This window comes from Actinomadura sp. WAC 06369, from assembly GCF_003947565.1.
Classification (GTDB): domain Bacteria; phylum Actinomycetota; class Actinomycetes; order Streptosporangiales; family Streptosporangiaceae; genus Spirillospora; species Spirillospora rifamycini.
The window spans coordinates 38,750-50,689 of sequence record NZ_QHJN01000045.1 but is presented as its reverse complement, the minus strand read 5'-3'; the positions used below and the strand labels follow the sequence as shown (position 1 = coordinate 50,689).

Genomic DNA, 11,940 nt, shown 5'->3' with positions numbered 1-11,940 from the left:
GCACGTCCACGGCTCGCCCTCGCTCGGCCAGGTGAAGGACGTCGCGGCCGGGCTGCGCTAGCACCGCCGGCCGGACCCGACCCGAAGACCGGCGGGCGGGCCCCGGCGCCCCCCCCCCCCCCCCCGCCCCCCCCCCCCCCCCGCCCCCCCCCCCCCCCCCCCCCCCCGCCCCCCCCCCGCCGCTCGAGCCCGACCGTCGCCAGCAGCCGCGCCCGCGTCGCGTCCCGCCCGCCCGGCAGCGCCGCCAGGGTGCGCTCGGCGGCCGCGACGACCCGGGCGGCCTGGGCCGGATCGTCCACGCGCGTCCAGATCGCCGGGACGTCGTAGAGGCCGATCACCCGCGCGGTCAGCTCGGGATCGCCCAGCTCCTCCGCCGCGCGGACCGCGTCCACCCGATGCCGCCGCGCCGCGAGCAGCCCCTCCCCGCCGGTCACGGCGAGGTCCCGCAGCAGCCCCACCGTGGACTCCAGCCGCGCCCGCGCGGTGACCGTCCGGTCGTAGGCGGCCGCCGCCTCCGCCCACACCCGCTCCGCGGCGCCCGCCGGGTCCAGCCGGTCCGCCTGCCGGAGGATGTCCTCCTCCAGCCCCCGCAGGCCGGGACCGGGGTCGATGCCGAGCTGCTCGACCAGCAGCCCCCGCGCCCGCCGCAGCACCGCGAGCGCGTCGCCCTGCCGTCCCGTCCGGTACAGCGCCAGCGCCAGCAGCCGCCAGGCGTCCTCCCGCCACGGGTGCGCCGCCGCGTGCGCGTCGAGGTCGGGCACCGCCTCCGCCGCGCGCCCCGCCTCGAGCAGCGCCTCCGCCCGCCGCTCGACCGCCTGCAGCCGCAGCTCCGTCAGCCGGCCCCGCTCCGCCCGCGCCCAGTCCTCGTCCGCGAAGTCGGCGTACGCGGGGCCGCGCCACAGCCCCAGCGCCGCGTCCAGCAGCCCGATCCGCTCCCCGGCGGGCGCGGCCGACGCCTCGCCGACCGTCCGCTCCAGCCGCCACGCGTCGACGTCCTCGGCCCGCAGCGCGTACCCGGGCCCCTCCGTCACCAGCAGCCGCGCGGGCGCCCGCGGCGGCCGGTCCGGCTCCAGCGCCCGCCGCAGCGCCGCCACGAACGTCCGCACGGCGCCGACCGCGTCCGGCGGCGGATCGTCCCACAGGTCGTCGACCAGCACCCCGACCGGCACCACCCGCCGCCGCGCCACGATCAGCCGCGCCAGCACCGCCCGGTGCCGCGGCCCCCGCAGCCCGACCGCGTCGCCGGCGTCGTCCCAGGCCGCCACGGGCCCCAGTACCCCGAACCGCACCCCTCGGTTATAGCCGCCCGCGCTCATCGATCGCTCATCGGCGCCGCCCACTCTGGAGGCACACCGAACGAGGGAGACCGAACGTGAAGATCGAAGGCTTCGACTACCACCGGATCGCCGTCGCCGACGGCGTCCACCTCAACACCGCCGTCGCGGGCACCGGCGCCCCCGTCGTCCTCCTGCACGGCTTCCCGCAGACGCACCTGATGTGGCGGCACGTCGCCGCCGACCTCGCCGCCGACCACACGGTCATCGTCCCCGACCTGCGCGGCTACGGCGACAGCGACAAGCCCGCCGAGACGTCCCCCGACACCTACTCCAAGCGCACCATGGCCGCCGACGCGGTCGCGGTCGCCCGCGCCCTCGGCCACGAGCGCTTCGCGCTCGCCGGCCACGACCGCGGCGCGCTCGTCGCGTTCCGCGCCGGCCTCGACCACCCCGGCACCGTCACGCACCTCGCGACCCTGGACGTCCTGCCCACGCTCGACATGTGGGACGCGATGCACGGCGCCTCCGCCGCGGTCGGCTTCCACCTCTTCCTGATGGCCCAGCCGCCCGGTCTCCCCGAACGGCTGATCGCCGGCGCCCCCGACGCGTTCTTCGGCCACTTCCTCGACCTGTGGGCCGGTTCCCCGGACGCGATCCCCGCCGACGTCCGCGCCGCCTACCTGGCCGCCTGCCGCGCCGCGGTCCCCTCGATCGTCGCCGACTACCGCGCGTCCGCGAACATCGACATCGCCCACGACCGGGCCGACCGGGACGCGGGCAACCGCCTCGCGATGCCCGTCACCGTCCTCCAGCAGGACTGGGGCGCGGCCCTCGGCTACGACGCCGAGGCCCTCTGGCGCCCGTGGGCGTCCGACCTCGTCCACGCGACCGTCCCGTGGGGCCACTTCATGGCCGAGGAAGCCCCCGCCGAGGTGACCAAGACCCTCCGCGACCTGCTGACCCGCTGACGAAGGACGACGGGCCCGCCCCGGAAGCGACATCGGGGGCGGGCCCGGTCCGTCAGGACTTCTGCACGGCCTTCTCGGGCGGCGCCGGTCCGTCTCCGGCCTGGGCGCGGCGCTGCAGTTCCCTGAACTGCGCGGCGTAGGCCGCGTGCGACTCCTGTTTCAGCCCCTTGGCGAGGCTGACGAGCATGAGGCAGGCCAGGATGAAGATCGGTAGTCCGATCACCGTGATGACCTGCTGCAAGGCTTCCAGCGCGGCGTCGCCGCCGAGGACGATGAGCGAGGCGGCCAGGGTCCCCTCGGCGATGCCCCAGAACAGCCGCTGCCGCACCGGCCCGGGGTCTTCGGAACCGGAGCAGAGCATGTCGACGACCAGCGACGCCGAGTCGGAGGACGTCGCGAAGAACAGTGCGACGACGACGACCGCGATGCCCTTGATCAGGGTCTCCGCCGGGAAGTTCGAGAAGAACTCGAACATCGCGAGCGGGACCTGCTCGTCCTTGACGACCTTCTGGGTCAGGGAGCCGCCGTCCCCGCCGATGCCGTCGATCCGCATCGCCGACCAGCCGAAGATGGCGAACCAGACCACCGTGAAGACCGCCGGCGCGAACAGCACGCCGCCGACGAACTGGCGGATGGTGCGGCCCTTGGAGATGCGGGCCAGGAAGACGCCCATGAACGGCGCCCAGGTGACGGTCCAGGCCCAGTAGAAGACGGTCCAGCCGCCCTGCCAGCCCCAGCCGCCTTCCTTGGTGAAGCCGGCCATCGCGTCGTTCCACAGCGAGAGCCCGACGATGCTCTCCATGTAGCGGCCCGTGCTCTCGAAGATCTGCCGGAACAGGAACACCGTCTCGCCGAAGAGGAGCACGAAGACCATCAGCCCGACGGCCATCAGGATGTTGATGTTCGAGAGCCGCTTCACGCCCTTGTCGAGGCCGGCCACGATCGAGCTCACGGCGACGGCGGTGAGCACGGTGATCACCAGCACCCGGGTGCCCACGTTGTCCGGCAGCGGGGTCAGCACCTCGAGGCCCGCCGCGATCTGCGAGGTCCCCAGGCCGAGCGACACCGCCAGGCCGAAGAGGGTGCCGAGGACGGCGAAGATGTCGATGGTCCGGCCGATCGGGCCGTGGATCCGCTCCTTGAGGAACGGGTAGAACACCGAGCTGACCCGCAGCGGCAGGTTGTACCGGTAGATGAAGAAGCCGAACGCGAGCCCGGGCAGGGTGAAGATCGCCCAGGTGTGCAGGCTCAGGTGGTACAGCGAGAAGTTCATCGCCTCGCGCGAGGCGTCGACCGAGTACGGGGCCACGTCGGCCATCGGCGGGTTCGCGAAGTGCGAGATCGGCTCGGCGACGCCCCAGAACATCAGGACGGTGCCGATGCCGCCGGCGAAGAGCATCGCGAACCAGGAGAGGTTCCCGTACTCGGGCCGCGAGTCGTCTCCGCCGAGCCGGAGGTTGCCGTACCGGCTCAGCGCGACCCACACCAGGAAGACCAGCCAGGCGGTCACCCCGAGGATGAAGAACCACCCCAGATTGGTGACGATCCAGTCCCGGCCGGAGGTGAAGAGGTCGTTGATCGGGTCGGGGAGCGCCAGCACCAGGACCAGGAAGGCGATCATCAGCCCGGCCGAGACGAAGAAGATGATCGGGTCCGTGTGGAGGCCGAGCCTGCGGGCCGCCGCGCTCAGCGGCCCCTCGCCCGTACCGGGCGGACCGGCATCGCTCTTGGTGCCGGCCTCGCCGCCGACGGGTTCATCCATGAATCGACCCTTTCCTGTCGTCTGATGGGCAGTCGACGATGATGCACAGGCCGAGTGCCGCCAGCTACCCCCGATGCTCCGGGGACGCCGCAGCGGAGCCGGATCGTTACAGCGAAGAAGCGGGATCGGAATAGGCGAACCGGTTTCGGCGAAGCGCCATCAGGAAACCGGCGACGCCTTCCGAGCGTCCGCCGGTCGGCGCCGGCACCGCCCGTCCGCTCGAGGAACGTCGCACCCGCGTGCCAGAGTGTCCGCATGAAAGGCGATCTTCAGAGCGCGGGCCGGGCGTTCGCCTCGTCCATCCGCGTCGACGAGCCCGGCGCGTGGCGGGGGCCCGTCCCCGGCGCCCCCGACGACTACGCCGCGCTGATCACCGCGATCGGCCCCGGGACCCTCGCCGGCGTCCTCCGCCTGCTCGTCCCCGGGGACGCCGAAGAAGAGCGGCATCGCACCCCGGACATCCCCGCCGAGGCGCGGCTGTGGGGCGTCTTCGCGACGGGTGAGACCTGCTGGTGGCTCCCTGTCCGCCCCGACCCGGCCGACTGGCTGATCGTCCTCGTCGGCCGGGGGCACCAGCAGCTCAACATCTCCACCGGCGAGTTCCTCACCCGGTGGCTCGACGGCGGCCTGGACCTCCCGGTCCTCTCGCTCCCGCCCGTCCGCCGCGAACGCGTCCTGACCCGGGCCGCGCCCGCGCCCGTCCCGGACCCGGAGGTCCGCCGCGACCCGCTCGCCCAGCTCAAGACCATCGTCGGCCCCGGCCGACCGCAGGTCCACGACTGGGACGCGATCGAGGGCGAGTTGGGAACGCGGCTCCCGACCGACTACAAGAGGCTCCAGGAGTCCTTCCCCGCCACCGTGTGGAACGGCTTCTTCGTCGTCGCTCCGAAGGACACGGCGTCCCACCACGAGATGCACCGCGACCTGCTCGAGGACTGGTGCGCCGACGACCGCCCCGAGGACGCCGATCCCGACGAGTACTTCTACGTCTTCCCCGAGCCGGGCGGCCTTCTCTTCTGCGCGAGCACCGAGGGCCGCGACGTCCTCTGCTGGGACACCCGCGATCCGGACCCCGACCGGTGGCCCGTCGTCCGCCTCGACTTCGGCGGCCCCGTCGACTACGGGTGCACGATCACCGAACTGCTCGTCGACGTCCTCACCGGGTGCAGCGGGATGACGTCCAAGGAGATCGGCGACCCGGCCACCTGGGCCTGGCCCATCTGGGGCCCCGACCCGGTCACCTGACACCCGTCGAGCCCGAGCCGCGCGGGCCGAGTGGGGGCCGGGACGGCGGGTAGGGCCGGGGCATGGTTGAGGCTGTGCTGTTCGATGTGGACGGGACGCTCGTCGACACCACGTTCCTGCATGCGGTCACGTGGTGGGAGGCGTTCCGGCAGCAGGGGCACGCGGTGGCGATGGCGGAGGTCCACCGGGCGGTCGGGATGGGGTCGGACAAGCTGCTCGACCAGGTGCTGCCGGACGGGCGCGACCGGGGCGCCGACGACGCGATGCGGGACGCGCACACGGCCCTGTACGCCCAGTATTGGGGCCGGTTGCAGGCGTTCGACGGCGCGGCGGAGCTGCTGCGGGCGTGCAAGGCGCGGGGGAAGCGGGTGGTGCTCGCGAGTTCGGCGGCCGAGCCGGAGATGCAGGCGCTGCGGGCGGCGCTGGACGCGGAGGACGCGATCGACGAGGCGACGTCGGCGTCGGAGGTCGGGCAGAGCAAACCCGCGCCGGACCTCGTGGAGCTGGCGCTCGAACGGGCGGGTGCGCCGGCGGGACGCGCGGTGTTCGTGGGGGACACCGCGTGGGACGTCGAGGCGGCGGGGCGGGTCGGCGTGCCGTGTGTCGGGGTGCTCACCGGCGGGTGGGCGCGCGGCGAACTGGAGGCCGCGGGCGCCGTCGCCGTCTATGACGATCCGCGGGCGCTGCTCGCGAATCTGGACGAGAGCCCGCTGCATTAGCATCGCGGCATGAATTCGTCGCGTGCGCAGTCTTTCTTCGCCGGGATGCTGGTCGCCAACAGCGCGCCGCACATCGCCACCGCCGTCAGCGGGCGCCGGCACATGACGCCGCTGGCCGGGCGGGAGTCGGGCCCGGTGGCGAACGGCGTGTGGGCCGGGCTCAACCTGGCGGGCGGCGCCGTGCTGCTGCGTTTCGCGCGAAAGGGAAAGGAAGGGGCGCGCTGGGACCGCGATCTCGTCGCGTTCGAGACGGGATATCTGGCGTTCGCGTCGTGGATGGCCTTGTCGGAGCGTTTCTTTCCGATGAATTCCGAGTGAGGGCCTGACGGGAAAAACCGTTTGGGCGGGCGCCGGGGCCGGGCGCATGATGGCGTGCGATGAACATCCGGTTGGCGGGCGGCGTGGTGGACGCGCGGCGGTCCGCGTGGATCGCGGGGCCGTCCGGGCCCGTGCGGGCGGACGGGGCGGGCGCGGAGCCCGGCACCCCGGTGGCGCTCGGCCCGGAGGACGCGCCGGACGGCGACGTGCGGCGGGCGGTCGCGGCGCTGCGGGTGCTGGTGGCGGGCGGCGGCGACGTCGCGGCGGGCGCGGGGGTCGATCTCGGGGCGAGGTTCCGGTCCGGGCGGCTGGAGGGCGCGCGCGGGGACCGGCGCGACGCCGTCCTGGCCGCGCTGCGGGCCGTCGGCGTGCGGGACGCGCGGCGGCTCGGCGACCGGGCCGCGGTCATGGTCGCGCTGTTCGGGCCCTCGGCCACCAAGCGGGTCGGGGCCGCGGCGGCGCGGGCCGCCGAGGAGGGCCGGTGGGACGCGCTGCACGTGGCGTCGGCGGCGAGCGACGTCCTGGGCCCGGAGCAGCTGGAGCGGGTGCTGGAGCTCGCCGCGCCGGAGCCGGTGGTCCCCGGCGGTTCGCCGTCGGCGCTGGGCGCCGACCTGCGGCGGGTGCTCGCGCCGGTGCCGCGGCCGCGCAGGCCGGACCTCGTCCTGGACCTGTGGCGGCGGGTGGCGGAGCACCGGGTCGAGGAGGCGCGCCGGGAGCGCCGCCGGGCGACGCAGTCGCGCCGCGACCGGGTGGCGGACCTGCACGCGCGCCGGCGGCACTCCGAGGACGAGCGGGTCCTGCAGTGGGCGAGGGGGGACCTCGGGGCGGACGCGTCGTTCGCGGACTACGCGCGGTGGGTGCCGCCGGACGCCTACTGGCACATCGCGCTGTGCGGGCTGTACCGGGACGCGCTCGCCGCGACGGCGCTGCTCCGCACGGCCGTCGCGGTCGCCGATCACGGTGTGCGCGAGGGGCTGGCACGGTCCGCGGACCTTCTGGACGCGGCCGTGGAGCAGGCGCGCGACGACGCGGCGGTGTACGACGCGCGGCGGGTGCCGGGGCTCACGGGCCTGCCGCCCCGTCCCGGCGCCTACGTGCGGGACCTGCGCCGCAAGGTGGGCGAGCCGGAGGACGCGAGGCTCGCCGGGTACGTCCGCCCGCGCCTGGCCTGCGCCCGGGACTTCGCCCTCGTGGTGGTGCAGGACATCGTGCGCGCCCTCGACGAGGTCGACACGCGCGTGCCCGAGACCGCGCTGCGCGGCTGGGCCGAGGTCCCGGTGGGCGGCTGGCGGAGGGGCGCGGGGTACGGCGTGCGGCCGCCGGAGGAGTGGGACGGCATCGGACCGTGGGCCGCGCGGATGCTCGACCGCGCGCCGCTGCCGGCCCGCGTCGCCGAGGCCGGCGGGGACGCCGCCGGCGCCGAGGTGATCGGGGACTTCCTCTGGTACGTGGACCTGATCGACGCGCTGGCGCAGGTGCACGGCCGCGAGCGGGCGCAGGCCGAGCCCGGCACCGGTGAACCCTGGTTCTCGCACGATGCCGAGCCCGAGCCGGACGACCGTCCCGGGTACGCGTCGGTCACGCAGGCGGTGGCGGGCACCGCGCGGCTCGTCGCCTTCGGCGGGGTGCCGCCCGGGAACGCCCGGACGTGGCCCGCGCTCGTGGAGTCGCTGCTGACCGGGACCGCCGTGACCGAGGCCCTCACCGGCGAGTTCGCGGTGCCGGCGCCGCTCGCCGCGCTGGACGGCGCCGAGGTGGGCGGCCACCGCGCCAAAGTGGCGCGCACCGCTCGCGACCTGGCCGAATGGGCCGGTTACATGGGCAACTGCATCGCGGCGTACTTCCCGGAGGGCGAGTCGGGGAAGTCCGTCCTGGTGGGTTTGTACGGCGCCTCCGGGCGCCTGGTCGCCAACGCGGAGGTGGTGCGGCTCAGGCCCGCCGCCCGCGGATGGTGCGTGGCCCAGATCGAGGGGCGGTTCAACCAGGAGGCGCCCCGGGAGCTCGCCGCCGCCTTCCGCGCCCGCGTCGAGGCGCTCCCGGGCGACGCGCCCGCCGCCGAGGAGGGCGGCGCTCCGGACGCCGGCGGGCCGCCCGCGCGTCCCGCCCGGCGCGGCGCGGGGGACCGCCTGCTCGCGGAGGCGGGCCCGGCGCTCCGGGAGCTGGTCCGGGTGGACGGCGCGGCGCTCGGCGTGCTCGCCGCCGTCGCCGCGACCGCGCCGGACGCGGCGGCGGTGCGGATCGGCCGGTCGGATCTCGACCGGCTCGCGCGGGACTGCGCCCGCGCGCTGGACGGGCGCGCCGCCGACCTGGCCGGACTGTGGGAGGCGACGGCGCACCGCCCGCTGCGCGACGCGGTCGAGGCGCTGGACCCGGCCGCCCGCGACCGGCTCGCGCCGCTGTCCGGCGAGCCGCCGCTGCCGAAGTCGCTGCGCCGCCTGGTCCGGCTGCCGGGGATCGCGGACGCCCACGCGATCGAGCTCGCCGCGCGCCGCGTCCGCCGCGCCGTCGGGCTGCTGGCCGTCCGGGACGACCCGGCCCTCGCCCGCGCGGTCCGCCGCCGTCCCGCCGCGGGGCCGCTGTGCGCGCTGGCCGTCCACGTCACCTGCGCGCGTCCCGGGATCGCGCTGGCGGAGGTCGCGGCGCCGCGCCGCGCGACCGTCCCCGGGTTCCCCGCGGCCTCCCTCGCCGACGAGGACGGTCCGTGGCGGCGGGCGTTCCCCGTTGTGCGGGAGCTCGGGGCGGACACCGGCGCGTTCTGGGACGAGGCGGCCGAGCACGGGCTGCGGGTCCCGGCCTCGTGGCTCGGGTCGGGCGGCTGGCCCGCGCTGTGGGCCCGCGCACATCGCGGTTAGTTCCGTTTCTGCTGGTTATGTGTGTGGTCATGCGCGCTGTGACTTATGCGGCCTTCGCGGAGGACAACTCGCGGCTGGAGATCGGGGACGTCCCGGATCCGCGGGTGGGCCCCGGGCAGGTGCTGATCGAGGTGTGGGCGGCCGGAGTGAACCCGGTCGACTGGAAGGTGATGGCGGGCGGTCTGGAAGGGATGATGGAGGCGCTGTTCCCCGTCATCCCCGGCTGGGACGTCGCCGGGGTGGTGCGGGCCGTCGGGCCGGACACGCCCGAGTTCGCCGTCGGGGACGAGGTGATGTCCTACGCCCGCAAGGACGTGGTGCGGGCGGGCACGTTCGCCGAGTACGTGGCGGTGTCGGCCTGGGCGGTGTCCCGCAAGCCGACGACGCTGGACTGGCGGCAGGCGGGCGGGCTGCCGCTGGCCGGGATGACCGCGCAGCGCACCCTGGACCGGCTCGAGGTCGGCCCCGGCGACACGCTGCTGATCCACGGCGCGTCCGGCGGCGTCGGCGACCTCGCCGTGCAGATGGCCCGGGCGCGGGGCGCGTCCGTGATCGGGACGGCGTCCGAGCGCAACCACCCGCACCTGCGGGGGCGCGGCGCCGAACCCCTCGTGTACGGGGAGGGGCTCGTCGAGCGGGTGCGGGAGGCCGCGCCGGACGGGGTCACGGCGGTCGCCGACTTCGCGGGCGGGCAGCTCGACACGACGCTGGCCGTGCTCGCGCCCGGGGGGCGGCACGCGTCGGTCGCCGACCCCTCCGCCGCCGAGCACGGCGGGCACTGGATCTGGGTGCGGCCGGACGGCGCGAAGCTCGCCGAGCTCGCGGACATGGCGGAGCGCGGGGCGCTCACCGTGGACGTCGCCGCGACGTACAAGCTCGACCGGGTCGGGGAGGCGTTCGACGCGAGCCGCGAGGGGCACACGCGCGGCAAGCTGGTCATCGAACCGTAGCCGCCGAGGAGCCCGCCGCCCCGGGTCAGACGCGGCGGCGCAGCAGCAGCATCGCGGCGTCGTCGTCGAGCGGCGCGCCGACGTAGGAGAGCAGGTCGGACTGCAGGCCGTCGAGGGCGTCCTCGGGGTCGTCCGCGGCCAGCACGCCGACCCGCTCGGTGAGCGGGTAGAAGACCCCGTCGGCGTCGCGGGCCTCGATGACGCCGTCGGTGTAGAGCAGCATCTGGTCGCCGGGGAAGAGGTCGACGCGGGTGCTCGGGGCGGGTTCCTCGACCAGGACGGAGAGGCCGAGCGGCGGCGCGGGCTCGGGCGGGTCGAGCGTCGCGGTCGAGGCGTCGGAGCGGATTAGCAGCGGCGGCGGGTGCCCGCGGTTCAGCAGCGTGACGCCGTCGTCCTCGTGGACCTCGGCGAGCAGGGCCGTGACGAACTGCTCGCTGCCGAGCTGCCGGGCGAGCGCCCGCTCGATGCGCCCGGCGACGCCGTGCAGGTCCGCCTCGTCGTAGGCGGCCTCGCGGAAGGCGCCGAGGACGACCGCGGCGGTCTCGACGGCGTCCAGGCCCTTGCCCTGCACGTCGCCGACGATGACGCGCACGCCCCGCGCGGTCTGCACCACCTCGTAGAGGTCGCCGCCGATCCGCGCCCCCGCCGCGGCGGAGATGTACCGGACGGTCGCGCGCACCGGCCCGACGCGCCGCGGCATCGGGCGCAGCAGCACCCGCTGGGCGACCTCGGCGATGTTGCGCACGTCGGCGAGCTCGCGCTCGCGGCGCTGCCGGTAGACCGCGGCGATCGTCCCGGCGACGGTGACGCCGCCGATGGAGACGAACGTCAGGTTCGTCCGGAAGGTGCCGAGGACGTCGCTGTAGGCGCCGAGCAGCGTGCAGAGGACGATCGCGAGCACGCCCACGAACAGGGTGCGCAGGACGCCGCCGAAGAGGCTGGCGAACGCGGGGCCGAGCGCGAGCAGCGGCAGGTATCCGACGGTGGGGCCGGCGGAGAAGTCGACGACGGAGATGACCGCCAGCGCCGCGAACGGCAGCACCCGCAGGGGGAGCGGCCCGTCGCGGCGCGTGCCGAGCTCCACCTGTGACGCCCCCCGGACGGCCGACTGCCTGAAGCAGCAGCTTAGCGCCACGGACGGCCGCCCGGCCCGCGGTTTCAGACGCCGCCGGAGCCCCCGGCCCCGCCCGCCCCGGCGTCCCCGGCGGCCTCGCGGGCGATGCGGTCGGCGACGGAGTCGAGGGCGGTCGCGAGCAGGTCCTGGAGGGCGTTCATGTCGATCGAGGGGTCCCCGGCGGACATCGCGTAGAGGCCGTCGGACGCCGCCATGTTCAGCTGCGCGAGCAGCCCGGGCAGGTCGGGGCGCCGCTCGACGACCTCGCCGGGCAGCACGGCGCCCCACCAGTCGGCCATCGCGGTGAGCATCTCCGCGCGGATCTGCTGGAAGCGGGCGCGGGCGGCGGGCTCCTCGGCGCGGCGCTCCAGCAGCAGCATCAGCCCGAGGCGCATGAACACCGGGCGGTCGGCGAAGCTCTGCCCGGCCTCGCGGAGCCAGTTGCGCAGGTACTCGATGCGGTCCGTGCCGGGCTCGGGCGGCGCCCAGCGGGGGCGGGCGGGCAGCCACTCGGTGTAGCTGTGCTCGATCACCGCGGCGAGCAGGTCGTCCTTGCTGCCGAAGTGCCAGTAGACGGAGCTGGCCGGGAGCCCGGAGCGCTTGGTGACCAGGGCGACGCTCGTCCCGTCGTAGCCGCGCTCGGCCGCGATCTCGGCGGCGGCGCGCAGGATGCGGCGGCGCGTCTCGCCGCTGTGCTGGGTGCGTCGATCTGTTTTGGGGGCCACGGACCTCTTG

10 protein-coding genes are annotated in these 11,940 nt (G+C 75.7%); 6 read left to right on the top strand and 4 right to left on the bottom strand.

Annotated elements, in window-relative coordinates; all coding sequences use genetic code 11:
- Positions 1–1,316 (bottom strand): BTAD domain-containing putative transcriptional regulator (locus DMH08_RS14855; RefSeq protein WP_199747799.1); only part of this gene is annotated, 1,316 nt, incomplete at its 3' end.
- Positions 1,317–1,372: 56 nt separating this feature from the next.
- Between DMH08_RS14855 and DMH08_RS14850 the strand changes: the two genes are divergently transcribed.
- Complete coding sequence (locus DMH08_RS14850; RefSeq protein WP_026401631.1) at positions 1,373–2,245, top strand: alpha/beta fold hydrolase; 873 nt, start codon at positions 1,373–1,375, stop codon at positions 2,243–2,245.
- A gap of 52 nt (positions 2,246–2,297) precedes the next feature.
- On the opposite strand, the gene DMH08_RS14845 is transcribed toward DMH08_RS14850, so the two are convergent.
- Positions 2,298–4,007 (bottom strand): BCCT family transporter, encoded by a 1,710-nt coding sequence (locus DMH08_RS14845; RefSeq protein WP_199747798.1) that lies wholly within the window; start codon positions 4,005–4,007, stop codon positions 2,298–2,300.
- A 255-nt stretch (positions 4,008–4,262) separates the two neighbouring features.
- Here DMH08_RS14845 and DMH08_RS14840 point away from each other — a divergent pair, with 255 nt between their 5' ends.
- From DMH08_RS14840 to DMH08_RS14820, 5 genes are all read left to right on the top strand, one after another.
- A complete protein-coding gene (locus tag DMH08_RS14840; protein WP_125614769.1) occupies positions 4,263–5,252 on the top strand; it encodes an SMI1/KNR4 family protein in 990 nt (329 codons plus the stop codon).
- 62 nt (positions 5,253–5,314) lie between these two features.
- The gene (locus DMH08_RS14835) at positions 5,315–5,971 is read left to right on the top strand and encodes an HAD family hydrolase (RefSeq protein ID WP_125614766.1); all 657 of its coding nucleotides are present in this window, start codon (positions 5,315–5,317) and stop codon (positions 5,969–5,971) included.
- Positions 5,972–5,980: 9 nt separating this feature from the next.
- Positions 5,981–6,289, top strand: a complete 309-nt coding sequence (locus DMH08_RS14830) for a hypothetical protein (protein WP_125614764.1) — start codon at positions 5,981–5,983, stop codon at positions 6,287–6,289.
- A 59-nt stretch (positions 6,290–6,348) separates the two neighbouring features.
- A complete protein-coding gene (locus DMH08_RS40135) occupies positions 6,349–9,141 on the top strand; it encodes a hypothetical protein (RefSeq protein WP_158642308.1) in 2,793 nt (930 codons plus the stop codon).
- 29 nt (positions 9,142–9,170) lie between these two features.
- The gene (locus DMH08_RS14820) at positions 9,171–10,091 is read left to right on the top strand and encodes an NADP-dependent oxidoreductase (protein ID WP_026401634.1); all 921 of its coding nucleotides are present in this window, start codon (positions 9,171–9,173) and stop codon (positions 10,089–10,091) included.
- 25 nt (positions 10,092–10,116) lie between these two features.
- Here the strand turns inward: DMH08_RS14820 and DMH08_RS14815 are convergent, their stop codons facing one another.
- On the bottom strand, positions 10,117–11,175 hold the full coding sequence (locus tag DMH08_RS14815) for a PP2C family protein-serine/threonine phosphatase (RefSeq protein WP_199747797.1): 1,059 nt from the start codon (positions 11,173–11,175) through the stop codon (positions 10,117–10,119).
- A gap of 74 nt (positions 11,176–11,249) precedes the next feature.
- Positions 11,250–11,930: a TetR/AcrR family transcriptional regulator gene (locus tag DMH08_RS14810; protein WP_125614761.1), complete on the bottom strand. Its 681-nt coding sequence runs from the start codon at positions 11,928–11,930 to the stop codon at positions 11,250–11,252.
- Positions 11,931–11,940 lie beyond the last annotated feature (10 nt).